The organism is Leisingera thetidis (genome assembly GCF_025857195.1).
Classification (GTDB): domain Bacteria; phylum Pseudomonadota; class Alphaproteobacteria; order Rhodobacterales; family Rhodobacteraceae; genus Leisingera; species Leisingera thetidis.
Map to the genome: position 1 here is coordinate 3,410,587 of NZ_CP109787.1, position 17,025 is coordinate 3,427,611.

The 17,025-nt window shown below is 63.7% G+C and carries 13 protein-coding genes; 6 read left to right on the forward strand and 7 right to left on the reverse strand.

Annotated elements, in window-relative coordinates; all coding sequences use genetic code 11:
- Nucleotides 1–327: 327 nt before the first annotated feature.
- Nucleotides 328–1,872 carry a trimethylamine methyltransferase family protein gene (locus tag OKQ63_RS16450; RefSeq protein ID WP_264211126.1) on the reverse strand — a complete coding sequence of 515 codons (1,545 nt, stop codon included), beginning with the start codon at nt 1,870–1,872 and terminating at the stop codon, nt 328–330.
- Nucleotides 1,873–1,992: 120 nt separating this feature from the next.
- A complete protein-coding gene (locus tag OKQ63_RS16455) occupies nt 1,993–2,907 on the reverse strand; it encodes a LysR substrate-binding domain-containing protein (RefSeq protein WP_264211127.1) in 915 nt (304 codons plus the stop codon).
- Between the two features lie 182 nt (nt 2,908–3,089).
- On the opposite strand from OKQ63_RS16455, the gene OKQ63_RS16460 reads away from it, so the two are divergent.
- Genes OKQ63_RS16460 through OKQ63_RS16475 form a run of 4 tightly spaced genes read left to right on the forward strand, consistent with a single transcriptional unit; the run spans nt 3,090 to nt 8,157 of the window.
- Entirely contained in the window at nt 3,090–4,343 is a 1,254-nt protein-coding gene (locus tag OKQ63_RS16460; protein ID WP_264211128.1) for a sarcosine oxidase subunit beta family protein, read from the forward strand.
- A gap of 16 nt (nt 4,344–4,359) precedes the next feature.
- Nucleotides 4,360–4,629: a sarcosine oxidase subunit delta gene (locus OKQ63_RS16465; RefSeq protein ID WP_264211129.1), complete on the forward strand. Its 270-nt coding sequence runs from the start codon at nt 4,360–4,362 to the stop codon at nt 4,627–4,629.
- Nucleotides 4,626–7,532 (forward strand): sarcosine oxidase subunit alpha family protein, encoded by a 2,907-nt coding sequence (locus tag OKQ63_RS16470; RefSeq protein WP_264211130.1) that lies wholly within the window; start codon nt 4,626–4,628, stop codon nt 7,530–7,532. Before OKQ63_RS16465 ends, OKQ63_RS16470 begins: the two co-directional genes overlap by 4 nt.
- Nucleotides 7,519–8,157: a sarcosine oxidase subunit gamma gene (locus tag OKQ63_RS16475; RefSeq protein ID WP_264211131.1), complete on the forward strand. Its 639-nt coding sequence runs from the start codon at nt 7,519–7,521 to the stop codon at nt 8,155–8,157. Before OKQ63_RS16470 ends, OKQ63_RS16475 begins: the two co-directional genes overlap by 14 nt.
- Nucleotides 8,158–8,244: 87 nt before the next feature.
- Here OKQ63_RS16475 and OKQ63_RS16480 read toward each other — a convergent pair whose 3' ends face one another.
- On the reverse strand, nt 8,245–9,522 hold the full coding sequence (locus tag OKQ63_RS16480) for a M24 family metallopeptidase (protein ID WP_264211132.1): 1,278 nt from the start codon (nt 9,520–9,522) through the stop codon (nt 8,245–8,247).
- A gap of 171 nt (nt 9,523–9,693) precedes the next feature.
- Nucleotides 9,694–10,812 (reverse strand): trimethyllysine dioxygenase, encoded by a 1,119-nt coding sequence (locus OKQ63_RS16485; RefSeq protein ID WP_264211133.1) that lies wholly within the window; start codon nt 10,810–10,812, stop codon nt 9,694–9,696.
- Nucleotides 10,813–11,001: 189 nt separating this feature from the next.
- Here OKQ63_RS16485 and OKQ63_RS16490 point away from each other — a divergent pair, with 189 nt between their 5' ends.
- On the forward strand, nt 11,002–11,625 hold the full coding sequence (locus tag OKQ63_RS16490; RefSeq protein ID WP_264211134.1) for a TetR/AcrR family transcriptional regulator: 624 nt from the start codon (nt 11,002–11,004) through the stop codon (nt 11,623–11,625).
- Nucleotides 11,626–11,881: 256 nt separating this feature from the next.
- On the opposite strand, the gene ocd is transcribed toward OKQ63_RS16490, so the two are convergent.
- Genes ocd through OKQ63_RS16505 form a run of 3 tightly spaced genes read right to left on the reverse strand, consistent with a single transcriptional unit; the run spans nt 11,882 to nt 15,098 of the window.
- Nucleotides 11,882–12,943 (reverse strand): ornithine cyclodeaminase, encoded by a 1,062-nt coding sequence (gene ocd, locus OKQ63_RS16495; RefSeq protein ID WP_264213942.1) that lies wholly within the window; start codon nt 12,941–12,943, stop codon nt 11,882–11,884.
- A gap of 2 nt (nt 12,944–12,945) precedes the next feature.
- Nucleotides 12,946–14,256: a glutamine synthetase family protein gene (locus OKQ63_RS16500; RefSeq protein ID WP_264211135.1), complete on the reverse strand. Its 1,311-nt coding sequence runs from the start codon at nt 14,254–14,256 to the stop codon at nt 12,946–12,948.
- A complete protein-coding gene (locus tag OKQ63_RS16505) occupies nt 14,253–15,098 on the reverse strand; it encodes a MurR/RpiR family transcriptional regulator (RefSeq protein WP_264211136.1) in 846 nt (281 codons plus the stop codon). The genes OKQ63_RS16500 and OKQ63_RS16505 overlap by 4 nt, the downstream gene beginning before the upstream one ends.
- 23 nt (nt 15,099–15,121) lie before the next feature.
- On the opposite strand from OKQ63_RS16505, the gene OKQ63_RS16510 reads away from it, so the two are divergent.
- Nucleotides 15,122–17,005 (forward strand): branched-chain amino acid ABC transporter ATP-binding protein/permease, encoded by a 1,884-nt coding sequence (locus OKQ63_RS16510; RefSeq protein ID WP_264211137.1) that lies wholly within the window; start codon nt 15,122–15,124, stop codon nt 17,003–17,005.
- The last annotated feature ends 20 nt before the right edge of the window (nt 17,006–17,025 follow it).

Consider the following 17,025-nt stretch of genomic DNA (forward strand, 5'->3'; position numbering starts at 1 on the left):
GCCATCACCGGAACGGGCTGGGGCATTATCCTCACCGCATCCAGCCCCGAACCGGAGCAGCGCCAGACAGGCCTGCTCCGGTTTTTTGCGCGGCGTCCTGCCCCGGCAAGAAAGCCTCCAGTCTTGGCGGGCCGTTGGTTTGCACCTGAGCACAGCGCGCTGACCCCGGCGAAGCTACGGGAACGGGGGACAACCGCGCGGACACTGGCCCGATACAGGGCCTCGCTGGCCCGCAACGCAAAAAAAAGCTGCCCGGCCATGGGAAGCCGGGCAGAAAGACCTTATGCAGCTCCGCTGCCGCATAAGGCTGGGAGAGGTTTTCTCGGGTCAGGCCGCGCCGCCGTGGATCTCCTGCTTGCGGCGGGCCATGTAATCCTTCAGCTGATCTTCGATGGCCGCGTCGATCGGCGGCTGCTCGTATTGGGCCAACAGCTGCTTCCAGACATCATTGGCCCGCTGTGCTGTGTCCTTGCTGCCGCGGTCGGTCCAGTTCTCGTAGTTGTCCCAGTCCGACACCAGCGGCGAGTAAAAGGCGTTCTCGTAACGATCCAGCGTGTGCTGGGTGCCAAAGAAATGGCCGCACGGCCCCACCTCCCGGATCGCGTCCAGCCCGATGGCCGCATCCGACACCTCAAACGGCTGCTGCGCCGCCGCCATCATCTGCAGCATCTCGGCATCGATGATCAGCTTCTCGAAAGAGGCCACCAGTCCGCCGCCCAGCCAGCCGGCCCCTTGGTTCAGCAGATGCACATGGCCGCTCATGGCGCCCCACAGCGACATCTGGCTCTCATAGGCCGCCTGCGCATCCACCGCGTTGGAGGCGGTCACATTGCTGGAGCGGAACGGAATGCCATAGCGGCGCGCCAGCTGCCCGGTGGCCTGCGCCGCCAGTGTGTATTCCGGGGTGCCAAAGGCCGGCGAGCCGGTTTTCATGTCCACATTGGAGGTAAAGCCGCCATAGATCACCGGGGTGCCGGGCCGCACGCATTGCGCCAGCACGATGCCGGACAGCGCCTCGGCGTTCTGCTGGGTCAGCGCGCCGGCAATGGTCACCGGCGACATCGCCCCCGCCAGCGTGAAGGGCGTGATGATCACCGGCTGGCCGTGCTTGGCCATCTCGATCAGCCCCTCGCCCATCGGCCCGTCGATCTGCAATGGCGAGTTGGTGTTGATCACCGTGGTGAACACCGGCTTGCCGATCAGATCCTCGCGGGTGCATCCCAAGGAGATCGCCGCCATTTCCAGCCCGTCGCGGGCGCGGTCGGCGCCCAGCCCCCAAGGCTGCCAGTTCTTGTCGGTGAGGGTGATCTGCGCAAAATGCAGGTCCAGATGGCGGCTTTCCTGCGGTAGGTCCAGCGCCTCGAACGGGCCGCCGCCCTCCTGATGCAGGATGTTCAGGCTCTGCACCAGCCTGATGAAATCGCACATCTCCGCATAGGTGCCCTGGCGCCGCCCCTTGTCGAGGTCGGAGACAAACGCCGGGCCGCCGACCGAGGCAAAGATCGCGCAGTCATCGCCCAGCCGCACATTGCGCGCCGGGTTGCGGGCATGCAGCATGAACGAGGACGGCGGCAGCTTCAGCTTCTCCTCCACCAGCCCGCGGTCAAGCCAGACCATCTCGGCGCCGTGGTCCACCTTGGCGCCGGCCTCCTGCAGATAGCGCCGCGCCTCCGGCTCCAGCACCTTGACGCCGATTTCCTCCAGAATGGTCAGCGAAGCCTCATGGATCGCCTCCACCTGATCGGCGCTCAGAATGTTTGCGGGAGCGCTGCGGTAGCGGACCTGGGTCCAGGGCGCCTGGGTTACGCCGCCGCTGCTGCGGTCCGGCCGGGCGCCGCCACGGGCGCGTCTGCGTGCGGAGGTTCGGGTCATGGCTGCCTTCCTGCGGAGAGTTACCTATTGATCACTTGAACAATAACAAAGCACGAAAACTCCTCCCGCGCAATCATTATTGTTCATTTGTACAATAGTGCCACCCGCACCCGGCCCTGATCAGCAGAGCTTGGCCCAAGCCTGTTCCGACTCCCGGCTCGCCGCAATCATCCAGTTGCGAAAGCGCGGCGCGTAAGGCAGGCCGCCGCCCCGCGGTGTGGTGACCAGCGCCAGGCAGTAGCCGGTGGAGATCACCCCCGGCAGCGGCGCCACCAGATGGCCGGCGGCCAGATCCTGATCCAGATAGGGCCTGCGCCCCATGGCGATCCCCAGCCCTTCCTTGGCCGCCTTCAGGCAGGTGGAGCACATGTCCAGTTCCAGATAGCGCGCCTGCCGGTGGCCGCTGAGTCCCTGCGCCTCAAACCAGAACTTCCATTCCTCGTCTTCCGATAGGCTGGCAATCAGGGTGTGCTCCAGCAGATCCTCAGGACTGTTTACCGGGCCGTGTGCGGCCAGATATTCCGGCGCCGCCACCGGCACGATGTCATCGGAAAACAGCACCGGCGCGCCCTCTGGCACCTCATCCCTGGGCATATAGACCAGGGCAAAATCCGCCTCCCGGTTCAGGCTGTCGCCAGCCAGCTCGGAGGTGCTCAGCCGCACCGCTATGTCGGAGTGCTTCTGGTGGAAATCCCCCAGCCGCGGAATCAGCCACACATCCGCCAGTGACGGGAACAGGTTCAGCGTCAGCTGCGACCGCCCGGTGGCGCGCGCCAGCGCATCCGTTGCTGTTTCGATTTCGTCGAGCGCAACACTTAAGCGCTGGTAATAGGCCTTCCCCTCCTCGCGCAGGATCAGCCGGTTGTTGCGGCGGATGAACAGCGGCAGGGCGATGAAATCCTCCAGCGCCTTGACCTGATGACTGACGGCCGAGGCCGAAATGCCCAGCTCCTCCGCCGCCAGCTGGAAATTGCAATGGCGCGCAGCCGCCTCAAAGGCCTTGACTGCGGCAAAGGGGGGAAGCCGTCTTTTCATGGTCCTGTCCGCCAGTTTTCAGGGTCCATCCAATCTGCCGGGAAGCGGCCGCTTCCACAATTGCAGAATTTATTGAGCCACCGCTGAAATTTTTTGCCCTGTCGGCAGGACCGCCCGCCGCGCCATCATCAGGCCGGCAATACACCCCCGCAGCACGAGACCAGGAACAGGCGCCGGAGACGATGCAGTATTCGATCACATCCTTGGCAAAACAGGCCCTGCGCGGCCACCAGGGCTGGCCCGAGGCCTTCCGCCATCCGGAGCCCCAAAAGCAGTATGACGTGGTGATCATCGGAGGCGGCGGCCACGGTTTGGCAACCGCTTACTATTTGGCCAAGAACCACGGCATCACCAATGTCGCGGTACTGGAAAAGGGCTGGATCGGCAGCGGCAACACGGGCCGCAACACCACCATCGTGCGCTCCAACTACCTGTTGAACAGCGAAATCCCCCTGCTGGAGTGGTCGCTGAAACTGTGGGAGGGCCTCAGTGCGGAACTGAACTACAACGTGATGTTCTCGCAGCGCGGCGTGCTCGATATCTTCCACACCGACGGTCAGCGCGACGAGGCGGTGCGCCGCGGCAATGCGATGATCATGAATGGCGTCGACGCGGTGATGCTGAACCGCCAGCAGGTTCTGGAGATGATGCCGCTGGTGGATGAAAACAACGGCCGCTTCCCGGTGCTCGGCGGCCTCTTGCAGCCGCGCGCCGGCAACGCCCGTCACGACGCTGTGGTGTGGGGCTACGCCCGCGCCGCCGACCGGCTGGGCGTCGACATCATCCAGAACTGCGAGGTCACCGGCTTTGAGCGTGACGCCGATGGCCGCATGACCGGGGTGGAGACCAGCCGCGGCCGCATCGGCGCGGGCAAGGTCGCGGTCGCGGTGGCAGGCCACACCAGCCAGGTGATGCAGATGGCCGGGATCAGGCTGCCGGTCGAAAGCCACAAGCTGCAGGCATTCGTCTCCGAGGCGGTGAAACCCTGCGTCGACACCGTCGCCACTTTTGGCGTCGGCCATCTTTATATCAGCCAGTCCGACAAGGGCGGGCTGGTCTTTGGCGGCATGCTGGACGGCTACAACAGCTTTGCGCAGCGCGGCAACCTGCCGATTGTCGAGGACGTGGCCGAGGCGATGATGATGTTCCTGCCCTCGTTGGGCCGGGTGCGGCTGCTGCGCCACTGGGCCGGCGTGGTGGACATGACCATGGATGGCTCCCCCTATATCTGCAAGACGCCGGTCGAGGGTCTCTACCTGAACGGCGGCTGGAACTATACCGGGTTCAAGGCCATCCCTGGCGCCGCCTGGTGCTTTGCCCATACCGTCGCGAACGACGCGCCGCACAAGTTCAACGCGCCGTTCCACCTTGACCGTTTTGCCGAAGGCCGCCCGGTGGATGCCACCGGCGGCGGCCCCTTCCCCAACCATCACTGAGGAGGGCTGATACCCGATGCGCATCCCCTGCCCGCTGTGCGGCGACCGCCCGCTGGAAGAATTCACCTACCGCGGCGACGCCACCGTCACCCGCCCCGCCGCAGCCGCCCCGATGGAGGCCTGGGTCGATTACGTCTACCTGCGCGACAACCCCAAGGGACCCCACCGCGAGCACTGGCGCCACGCCCAAGGCTGCGGCAGCTGGCTGGTTGTGGACCGCAACACCGTCACCCATGAGATCACCCAGGCCGCCCAGGCCCGCCCCGCCGGAGAGGTGCAGCGATGACCAGCCAGACCCACCGGCTGCCCGGCGGCGCAGGCCGCCGCCTCGACCGCAGCAAGCCCATCAGCTTCACCTTCGACGGCAAGCCCTGCAGCGGCTTTGAAGGCGACACGCTCGCCTCTGCCCTCTTGGCCAATGGCGTCCGCCTGGTCGCGCGCAGCTTCAAGTACCACCGCCCGCGCGGCATCTTCACCTGCGACCCGCATGAACCCAGCGCCCTGGTGCAGCTGCGCAGCGGCGCCCGGCAGGAACCCAACATCCCTGCCACCATGGTCGAGCTTTACGACGGGCTGGAGGCGACCAGCCAGAACCGCTGGCCCTCGCTGCAATATGACCTCTTGTCGGTGAACCAGCTGCTCGCGCCGTTCTTTGCCGCCGGGTTCTACTACAAGACCTTCAAATGGCCCGCCAAATTCTGGACGCGTCTCTATGAGCCGGTGATCCGCCGCGCCGCAGGCATGGGGCGCCTGTCCGGTGAAATCGACCCCGACACCTACGAGAAGCAGCACCACCACTGCGATATCCTGGTGATCGGCGGCGGTGCCGCAGGCCTCAGCGCCGCAAGTGCCGCAGCCCAAAGCGGCGCCCGGGTGACCCTGGTGGAGGAACACGCCCGCCTTGGCGGCTTTGACAGCACCGGCCTGGAACAGGACATCGCCGCGCTGGAAGCGCTGGAGAACGTTCGCATCCTGCCGCGCACCATGGTGTTTGGCTGGTATGACGGCAACACCTTCGGCGCGGTCGAGCAGGTCTCCGACCACCTGGCTGTGCCCGCCGCCCACCAGCCGCGCCAGCGGCTGTGGAAGATCGCGGCGGCTCAGGTGATCCTCGCCACCGGCGCCCATGAACGTTCGCTGGTCTTTGGCAACAACGACCGCCCCGGCGTGATGCTGGCCTCCGCCGCCGAGCGCTACTTGCGCGATTACGGCGTGCGCCCCGGCGATCGCGCGGTGATCTTCACGACCAATGACAGCACCGCAGGACTCGCCACGGCGCTGGAAGCCGCCGGGGTCACGATCGCCGCGGTGGCCGATGCCCGCGACGGCGATGAGATCGAAACCGTGCATGGCCGCACCTCGGTCAAGGGTGTCACCCTGCGCCAGAAGGACGGCAGCACCCGCAAGCTGACCTGCGATGTCGTCTGCGTCTCCGGCGGCTGGAACCCGGCGGTGCAGCTGCTGGCGCAGCGCGGCCAGAAACCGCGCTGGAGCGACAGCCTGCAGGCCTTCCTGCCGCAACAGATGGCCGGCGCGGACTTCCTCTGCACCGGCAGCCTGGCCGGGCTGGAGGACCGCGAGGCCTGCCAGATCCATGGCCGCATCGCAGGCGACGCCGCCGCCCGGCGGTTCACCGCCCCGGACAGCGCCGATCTCACCGATTACCACGCCTTATTGGAAGCCAACGAACACAGCGCCGCCAACTGCGCCTATTTCGAGGCCAGCGCCGGCACCTCAAAGAAATTCATCGACCTGCAGCACGATGTGACCGCCGCCGACATCGCGCTGGCCACTCGCGAGGGCTATCGCTCGGTCGAGCACGTCAAGCGCTATACCACGCTGGGCATGGCCACCGATCAGGGCAAGACCTCCAACATCCCCGGCATCGCCGCGATGTCAAAGGCACTGGGCTCGCCGATGGGCCAGGTCGGCACCACCGGCTTCCGCCCGCCCTACCGCCCGGTCAGCCTGGGCGCGCTGGCGGGCCGCTCCCGCGGCAGGCACTGGCGCCCGATCCTGCGCACCCCGCTGCACGGCTGGGTCGCGGACCAGGGCGGCGTGTTCATCGAATCCGGCCTCTGGCACCGCAGCCAGTATTTTCCCAAACCGGGCGAGACCATGGGCCAGGCCGTCAACCGCGAGGTTCAGGCGGTGCGCAGCGCAGTGGGCTTCTGCGATGTCTCCACCCTGGGCAAGATCGACCTGCAGGGCCCCGATGCCGCGGTCTTCCTCGACCGGGTCTACAGCAACGGCTTTGCCAAGCTGCCAGTGGGCAAGTCCCGCTACGGGCTGATGCTGCGCGAAGACGGCATCGTGATGGACGACGGCACCGTCTCGCGGCTGGCTGAGGACCATTACTTCGTCACCACCTCCTCCGCCGAGGCGGAAGCCGTGCTCAGCCACCTGGAGTACTGCCACCAGGTGCTGTGGCCGGAGCTGGACGTGGTCTTCGCCGATGCTGGCGAAGACTGGGCGGGCATTTCCCTGGCCGGCCCCCGCGCCCGCGAGGTGCTGGCCCGGATCGCCACCGGCACCGACACCAGCAACGAAGCCCTGCCCTTTCTGGCGGCGCGCGAGACCGCCATTCTGGACGGCGTCCCAGCGCGGCTTTTCCGGATCTCCTTCTCTGGCGAGCTGGCCTATGAGATCTACGTCCCCGCCCCCTATGGCCGCCCCCTGGCCGAAGCGCTGGAACGCGAAGGCGCGGACTTCGGCATCACCCCCTACGGGGTCGAGGCGCTGGATGTGCTGCGCATCGAAAAGGGCCATGTCAGCTCGGAGCTGAACAAGTTCACCACCGCGGGGGACCTGGGGCTCGGCATGATGATGTCGGGGAAAAAGGACTTCATCGGCCGCGCCCTCAGCACCCGCCCCGGCCTGACAGATCCGGACCGTGAGGTGGTGGTGGGGCTGAAACCCCTGGACCCCGCGCGCAGCTTCCGCCAGGGCGCCCATATCACTGCCAAGGGCGCCCCCCTCGCCCCGGAAAATGACGACGGCTACATCACCTCGGCCGCCTGGAGCCCGACGCTGGAAAGCCATATCGCCATCGCTTTGGTCCGGCGCGGGCGGGAACGGCTGGGCGAGGTGGTCGAGATCATCGACCCCCTGCACGGCGAAGACCCCGTCCCGGCCACCATCGTGTCCCACCATTTCTATGATCCGGAGAATGCCCGTGTCCGCAGCTGAAGCCCTCCCTCTGTTCTGCCTCGAAGGCCTGGACCTGACCGGTGTCCCCTCCGTCCAGCCTGCCGGTGTGGAGGTGCGGATCGTGACCGGCACCACCGTGCTGCGGATCATGCCCTTTCGGGACCAGGCAGCGGCCGCCGGTGCCGCGCTGGCGCCTTTCGGCTTTACCGTCCTGCCCGCTCCCGGCCGCTTTGCCGAGGCCGAGGAGAACTGCCTGGCCTGGGCGGCGGGCAATTGCTGGCATCTGATCAGTCCCCGCCCGGCCTTGGAACAGGAACTGAAACAGGCGCTTGCCGGCCTCGCCGCGGTCAGCAGCGCCGGCGGCGGCTTCCTGCGCCTGCAGATCAGCGGCACCGCCGCCTGCGCGCTGATGGGCAAGGGCTGCGTTCTGGATCTGGACCGGTTTGAGCCGGGCCACTGCGCGGTGACCCTGATGGCCCACACAAAGCTCCACCTGCACCGCTGCTCGGACACGGAATTCGATCTGCTGATCCCCGCCAGCCATGCCGCCAGTTTCTGGGAGTGGCTCACCCTGTCCGCCGCCGAATTCGGACTGGCGGTCCAGGCAACGGCGGCTGCCGCACAGGACGACGGCAGCCCGGTACCGGCGGCCCTGTCCGCGTAACCCCGCACCCGCAGTGCGCTGCGCAATCGCAAGAAAAGGCCGCCGGAGTTCCCCCGGCGGCCGTTTGGCGTCCACATTCTCAGCGGGCTAGGCCTCGAACTCCTCCCACGGGTAGTGGGACAGCAGCTCCCAGCCGGTTTCGGTCACGTGGATCATCTGCTCCAGCTTCACCCCTTCCATCGCGCCCTCCTCGCCGATGTAGGATTCAACCGCCAGCACCATGCCGGGCTCCACCACACCGTCATAGCCGTATTCCTCCAGGTCCTCGCGGTAGGGGATCGACGGGTATTCGTCACACAGCCCCACCCCGTGCGCGAGGCAGCCATAACGGTTCTTCTTGAACCGGTCCGGGATCGGCCAGGACTTCTCCGCGATCTCCCGATAGGACATGCCCGGCCTGATCACCTCCATGTTGAACTCCACCTGCTCGCGCGCCAGCTGATAAAGATCCGCCTGCTCGCGCGACCAGACATCCCCGCACACCCAGGCGCGTGAAATATCGGCGCAATAGCCGTAAGGCCCCACCAGATCGGTGTCGAAAGACACCATGTCGTCCGCCTCGATCACCCGCATCGAGCTTTCGTGGAACCAGGGGTTGGTGCGCGGGCCGGAGGCCAGCAAGCGGGTTTCGATCCACTCGCCGCCTTCGGCGATATTGACCTCATGCAGCTTGGCCCACAGGGCGTTTTCGGTGATGCCCGGCCGCAGCGCATCGCGCATCGCATGCATCCCCTTGTCGGCCACCGCAATCGCCGCCTTCATCAGCTCCAGTTCTCTGGCTGACTTGACCGAACGGGCCACCTCGGCCACCCCCTGGCCATCAACGATTTCGAACCCCAAATCCTGAATGGCGCTGCCGCCCAGATGCGACAGCCGGTCGATCGCCAGCCGTGACTCGCCCGGGCAATAACGGGCCATCAGCCCGCCGATCTGGCTGCCAAAGGCTCCCGCCCATTCCGCCATCCGGTTGCCCGCGGCAAAGAAGTAATGCGCCTTCATCACCCCGTAATTGTCCACCGTCGGCAGCCCCTCGGCCAGGAACGGCATATCGGCGTAATCCAGCAGGGTCACCGGCCCTTCGGCGGGCACAAAGACGCAGCGGGTCTCGAAATGCATGCACCAGATCTGCATGTTGGTGCAGTCGGTGGCATAGCGGGTGTTGATCGGGTCCAGCAGCAGCAGCGCCGGCACATCCTGCCGCAGCATTTCCGATTGCAGCCGCGCCAGCCGGTAGCGGCGCACAGCATCCAGACCGACGGGTGCCTCGGAATGGTCCATCGCGCCGTGCTGCACCGGCCCCTTGCCGCGGTCCATCCGGACCGGCCAGCTGCGGTCGTGGTTGCTGATCACTCTGTTCCTGGCCATCTGACCTCCCTGATGCTCTGTATTTAGGGCCTGCTTGGACCGCGCTGAGGGCGGCACTGCCGCTCTCCCCTGCTCTTCCCGCCGGCCCCGTTCCACAACGCCGCCAGCCGGCCCGATTTTCCGGCCGGCTGGCGCGCTTCGCGGTCTTTGCGGGCCATCCCCGGCAGCGGGTCAGCCCCGGTTGCGCAGCAGCCGCAGCTTGGAGAGCACATCCTCCTTGTTGTGATAAGCCCCGCACAGGCGGCGGTGGCCTTCATAGGCCTCCCGGGCGTGCAGAACCCGCCAGTTGTCGAACAGCACCACCGTGCCCGGACGCAGGCCAAAACGCAGCTGGTAGGCGGGGTCGTTGATCAGCCTGTTGAACAGACCCAGGCTCCGGTAGAAGGCCGCCTGCCGGCTGTCCTCCAGCCGGAACGGCGCACGGTCATAGTTGTTGTAGGTGATCTTGCGCAGGCCCCCGTCGCGGTCCAGGCCGATGACCGGGTTCTCCGCCATAAGATGCACCCCGTCGCCCTTGTACTGCGCCGGAACCGGCACGCTGGCCAGCACTTCAAAGGCCTCGGGGTCCTGTTCCCGGATCACTTCTGCCACCTTGAAGGCGTCGACAAAGATGCTTTCGCCGCCGGTGCCGTCGAATTCCAGGCAATGGAACGCCTGGTAGCCGGGCGAGTCGATGGCATAGGTGCCATCGGTATGCGGGCCGATTTCCACCGTCGAATAGGCGGTATCGGCAAAAGCCTTGTTGGCGGTGAAATCCCAGAACCCGCCAAAGATGGTCTGGCGGATATAACCGACGCGTTTCAGCATCTCCTCAGTGGCCTCCGGCGTGGCCGGCACGCCGGTCACCAGAGCAAAGCCGTGGCGGTCGACCTGCTCCAGCCACTCCGCCAGGCCGTCGCCGTCCTCCTTCATCACTGCCGCGTGAGGCACTTCTGGAAGGGTTTCCTCGATATCCGCCGCCATCCACAGGCTCTTGGGCCGATCTTCGGTCCACAGACCCGGTTCCGCCATATCCTGCAGAAAAGAAACCGGATACACGCTTTCCTCCGCTTCATCCGGCCAGGTGACAAATACAGTTTCAGCATCCATGCGCACCGCTGCCGGCGCCAGCGTTTCGGGGATCGAAAAAGTGTCTACCGATCGCTGATGCGAGCTCCGGTTCATGCTGCGGGCGGCATGGCAATGGTCCCGAAGCCAGACCGCCGGATAGCGGGATAACTGGCCGTTTCCGGTCCAGGACACCTCCAGATGCGCCCCGGCAACCTGCACAGTTTCAATTTTGTCAGACATCGTTCGCTCCCTGATCGCTCATGACCCTGTTCAGGAGTCTTATTGTACAATTGTACAGCTTCTGTCAAGAAGCAATTATACACTCGTATAAGTACAGGCTTGTCATTTGCGGGAATGCTGGTTTGCACATTCAGCCAACTGTTGTACAAGTTTTCAATTACTTGAATAACAGCCAGGAATCATTCGGCCGTGGCAAATGGAAAGAGACAGCGCCTCGACCCCGAGGAGCGGCGCCAGCTGATGCTGCAATCTGCTCGGGACTCTCTGGCGAAGTATGGCGCCCAGGGAACTGGCGTGCGGGAGATCTGCAAGGATCTGGGCGTATCCCCCGGCCTGCTCACCCATTATTTCGATGGCAAGGACAGCCTGTTCATCGAAGCTTACGAGCATATGGCGCAGCAGTATCTGGCTGAAGTCCGAGCCATAGCCGACGCCACGGAACTTTCCGCCGAAGATCGGCTGAAACAGCTGTTCAGACTGTACTTTTCAAACGAGTGGTCAAAGGACGGCGTGATCGGCACCTATACCGGTTTCTGGAGCCTTTCGCAGACGATCCCAGCGCTCAAAACCGCCTTTGAGAAAACGTTCCAGGCCCAGCGCGCTGCCTTCGAGATGCTGGTCCTAGGTCTCATCGAAGAACGAAGTATATCTGTGGATTCCAGGACTTTCGCCACATTCCTCCTGGTATTCCTGGAAGGTGTCTGGTTCGAAAGCTGCCTGAATCCCAAGGCCGTTGACAAGGAAAAGATCCAGGCGTTCTGCTGGGACTGGCTGGAATGCTACTTGGCAGCCAAAAGCGCATCCAAACCCTAGCAGCTGTATTGTTCTGACGGTCTGAGCGGCTCATTTCTGGCGAGGTTTGCAGAGTGCATTGACGGATAACGGTCAGGCGAACGGCGGTTGCTGCTTGCCTGGCCGGGCCAGCCATGCACCGGAAACCAACCTACGGCGGCACAGACCCCAATGCGCTGAAGGCTGCCCCCCCGAAAAGAATGGCTGCTTTGCGAACATCGAGGCTGTCCTGCAACGGAACCGCAAGCTTGAATTCAGAACACGCGACGTCACTTTCCTAGGCCCGCGCCACGTAGCGTTTGAGCATTCCAAACAGGTCGCGTGGATCGTCCGGGTCGGCGATGAGATCAAGTGGACTTGAGATATCGTGGTCACCGACCCGGTCGCGCAGCCAGCGCAGCGCCGAGAAATCCTCGACCGCGAAGCCCACACCATCAAAGATCGTAACCTGCCGGTCGCTGGTCCGTCCGGAAGAGGCGCTGGTGAGCACCTGCCACAACTCGGTTACAGGATGATCCTCATCCAGTTGCTGGATATCGCCCTCGATGCGTGTCTGCGGGGTGTATTCGGTGAAGATGTCCGAGCGCAGCAGGATGTCGCGATGCAGTTCGGTCTTGCCGGGGCAGTCGCCGCCGATTGCGTTCACATGAACGCCTGCGCCGACCAGGTTGTCGGTCAGAATGGTCTGGTACCGCTTGTCCGCCGTGCAGGTGGTGATGACCTGTGCGCCTTCCACGGCATCTTCACCGCTGGAACACGCCGTCAGGGCCACCCCCTTGCCCTCCAGGTTGACCATGCAGCGGGCGGTTGCAGCGGGATCAACATCATAAAGGCGGAAGTTCTTGATCCCGCACACCGAGGCCAGCGCCAGGATCTGGAATTCCGACTGGGCGCCATTGCCGATGATCGCCGCCGTGTCCGCCCCCTTGGCTGCCAGTGTCCGCGTGGCCAGCGCCGAGGTCGCAGCGGTGCGCAAGGCAGTAAGCAGGGTCATTTCCGAAAAGAGCTCCGGGTATCCCGTCTCCACCGAAGCCAGCACGCCGAAGGCGGTCACGGTTTGCAGCCCGCGCTTGGTGTTGGACGGGTGGCCGTTGACGAATTTGAACGCATAGTCGGTGCCGTCGGAAGCCGGCATCAATTCGATTACACCGATTGGAGAATGCGAAGCCACACGCGGGGTCTTGTCGAACAACTCCCAGCGGCGGAAATCAGCTTCGATATAGTCGGTGAGTTCGTGCAGGCAGCGCTCAATCCCGTACTGATGAACCAGGGCCAACATACTCTCGACGCTTACAAACGGGACCAGCGCCTTGCCAGAAGGCGCAAAGGAGGCAGGCATCATCAATAGGTATCCTCGTAAGCCGCGCAGCGGGCTTCGGTGTCAAGTTCGGCAATTGAGGCCAATTCAGCCTGCTTGTGAGCGCGGTAAACCGCCGGGAACGGGTCTGCGAACCATCCTTTGGCCACGTCACAGGATTGGAACCGGTCCAATGCCTCTTCCAGTGAGGACGGCAAGCGGACAAACCCTCGTGCGGCAAGCTCTTCAGGCGGCAACAGCGAGAGGTCTTCCTCTGTGGGAGCCGGAGCCGTCAAACCCTCCTCAATCCCCTGACAGCCCGCATGCACGACTGCCGCCAGTGCCAGATGCGGACAGGCGGCTGCGTCGGCGGCACGGTATTCGATGTTGAACTGCCGTGCGATCGAGGCAGGGTCCTTCGCCGTGACCGGGCAAACGCGCAGCGATGCTTCACGATCCCGGAAACCGAGATTGTTGTAGGCCGCCGACCAGCGGTGCGGGGTGAGCCGCTCGTAGGAAATGGCAGAAGGCGCTGTCAACGCCACGATGTTTTCCAGGTATTTCAGCACACCGGCCGAAAATGCGCTGGTCAGGGCCGACATCCCGCAGGCGCCATTTTCGTCGTAGGTTGCCGGGCTGCCGTCATCGTTCAGGAAGCTCATATGGATATGCACCCCGTTGCCAACACTTGCCACGTCACGGATCGGGGTAAACGTCGCCTCTTCGCCCTGGGCGCGGGCGGCAGAGCGGGTCAGCTCACGCAGGAGCACGGCAGCATCAGCCGCACGCACCCCTTTATCGGGGCCGACCACGACTTCATACTGATTGGGGCCGAATTCCTTCATGATGCTGTCAGGTTCCATACCGGCCTCCTGCAGCGCGGCCATGAGCGTTTCGCTCAGCCTGCGCTGCAGTTCGAACGCCTCGCGGCCGAAACCCTGATTGCGGATTCCGGGCGCGCCCTTGAGCTGGAACTCGTGCTCGAACGCCCCCAGAAGATGCACGCCGGCAACGCGCTTAAGACGATCCAGCGCCCCGCGCAAAATCGACCTCGTGCAAAGCGCCCAAGGCTCGCCATCCAGCGAAGTGATATCGCCCAGCATGTAGTGTTCCGTCACACCCGCGCCGAAATCGGCCCTCACCTCCGTGGCCGGATCGGGAACCAGCAAAAGATCCCCAAGCGCGCCAAACGGGCTGTCCCCGATCCCGTCAAAACAGTTGATCATGACATTTGTCGGTGTCCAGCCGACGCCGCGTTTCAGCCGTTTTTCCAACTGGCCGGCAGGAAATGCCTTGCCGCGCACTTTTCCGGCAAGGTCGCACGTTGCGGCGAATATCAGGGGCATTGGTGTCATGTGGAACGGTCCTCATCGGTAAGCCGCACCGCATCCCAGGCTTTGATCCGGGCGCGGGTCTGGTCGAAGTTGTCTTCTGCGATCTTCGTGGCAATGGCCTCGATGACCGCCAGCGCCGGTGTGTATGTGTCCCAGAGCGTGCCGCTCTCGATCGGCACGGGCAGTACTTCGGCGGCGTGCCGGGCAATGGGCGAAAGCCATTTGTCCGTCATCAGAACAACACGCGCCTTCTGCGCCTGGGCGGCTTCGCAAAGCCGCAGCAGGCTGGACTGATAACGGCGGAAATCAACGGCAAACAGCACGTCGTCCTGCTTCATCCGCAGGATGTATTCCGGCCATGTCTCGATATTCGCGGGCAGGTGATAAACACCTTTGCGCATCTGGCGCAGATGGAAGGACAGGTGAAATGCGATTGAATCGCTGACCCGTCCGCCCAAAATGTGAATCTCGCGCTTGGGATCCATCAACAGGGCACATATGCGCCCGAACTGGGCCTCGGTAATGGCGGCCGAAGACACCGCCATCTGGGCTGAGGCCCGTGCAATGAAGTCGCCAAGATACCCGCCTTCGACATGACGGTTTCCGGTGTGAATCTCGGCGGGCGACCGCTGCCCCTCTTTCAGTTCGGCAATCAGAGCGCGCTGAAATTCCTGATACCCGGCCAACCCGATCTTGTTGACGAAACGCGAGATGGAGGGGGCGGAAACCTCGGCATGAGCCGCTAAATCCTGTATCGAAACCAGCCCCGCATAGGGGTAGTCCGACAGCACGGCGGCGGCCAGCTTGCGCTCGCTTGCAGTGAGGTTTTCCGCCTCGGCAGTGATGCGATCTTTTACCAGCATGATGAGATTGGATTCCTTTCTTTGTGCTGACTGTGTTTGAAAATAATTTTTCAGTCAAGGCTAACTGGATTGACTTTGAAAATTTTTCATCGATATCCTGCTGCCACGAGGAGAATCCGATGATCACAACTGCCCCACGCTCGCAAATGCTTCCGGCGCTCCTGGCGCTGCTATTGGTTGTCGGGATGGCAGCGGCCGTCGGTGCCGCCGCCGGCTCAGCCATTGAACGGACGTTGATCGTCTTCCTGATTTCCTTGACGGCGATTGCCGGAATGGGGGTCTATTCAGGAAATTCCGGAATTCTGAGCTTCGGGCATTTGTCTTTCATGGGCATAGGAGCCTATGCCTCCGCCTTGCTGACAGTGCCTGCAAACATCAAGGAAGCGACGCTCCCCGCGCTTCCCGAATGGCTGACCGCAATCCAGTTGGATCTGTGGCCAGCCACGGTTTTTGCTGTCGGCCTGACGATGCTGCTTGCCGTTTTGGTCGGGCTTGCGATCTGGAGGCTCGAAGGCTCCGCGGCAACTATCTCCACCCTTGCGCTTCTGATCATCACTCACGGAATTCTGATCGGCTGGCGCGACGTGACCCGTGGCGCGCAGACCTTCTTCGGAGTGCCGCGCGAAACAACGATCTGGGTGGCAGCTGCCGCATGCCTGATTGCTCTTGTTACCGCGCGCCTGTATCGCGACTCCGTCTCGGGGCTTCGTCTGAGAGCCGGCCGCGAGAACGCCATCGCCTCCGCCGCTGTCGGCATCAACGTCCCTATGGAACGGTTTGTCGCCTTTGTGCTGAGCGCCGGGCTAATGGCCCTCTCCGGTGCCCTGATCGCGCATTTCCTCGGTGCCTTCAGCCCCAAGAAGTTCTACTTCACTGACACTTTCTTTCTTCTGGCAATGCTCATCGTCGGTGGAATGACAACCGTGACCGGCGCCATGGCCGGTGCCGTGGTCGTGACCCTCGTCACAGAAGTTCTCCGCCGTCTTGAAGGCGGGCTGGACCTGGGTTTCGTCGAGATTCCGCAGGTCTTCGGCACCACCCAGATCGGCATCGGCATCCTGATCCTGCTGGCCCTGGTGCGCCGTCCCGATGGGCTGGCAGGATTGAAAGAGTGGGAAGAATGGCTGCTGCCTGCGCGGCGCGCTAAAGTCGGGCCGAAGCCCCTGGAACCTGCGGAATCCGACGCACTGGAAGCCCGCAATATCATCAAACGCTTCGGAGGGCTGGTCGCCACGAATGATGTCGGCATTACCGTCCGCCCGGGAGAGATTCTGGGGCTGATCGGGCCGAACGGGTCGGGCAAGACCACGCTGATGAACCAGCTGTCCGGCATTTTGCGCCCGGACTCCGGCGAAATTACCCGAGCGGGCCGTGACCTGATCAAACTGCCTGCCCATCGCTTTACGGATGCCGGGATTTCGCGCACCTTCCAGAATATCCGCCTGTTCCCCACACTAAGTGTCTACCAGAATGTTCAGGCTGCAGCTCTCTCAACCAAAGGCGGCAAAGATGCACCTGCCCGGATTGCCGCCGCGCTGGAGCGGCTTGGCCTGACCGGTATTTCCGAAGCAACTGCCGGCACCCTGTCCTATGGCGATCAGCGCCGGGTCGAGATTGCGCGGGCACTGGTCTGTCAGCCCTCACTGATTTTCCTGGATGAGCCTGCCGCAGGAATGAACCGCGAAGAAACCGATGCGCTGATGCTGATCCTGCGCAAACTGAACACCGAGTTGGGCATCGGCATTCTGCTGGTCGATCACGACCTGGCGCTGATCAACGCGGTTTGCCAGCGCATCGTCGTTCTGAATGAAGGCCGCAAGATCGCCGAAGGAACCCCGGAAGAAGTCCGCCGCGATCCCGCTGTCATCGAGGCCTATCTGGGCACAACCAACCACGAAGCCGCGTAGGCTGAAACAGGGAGAACACA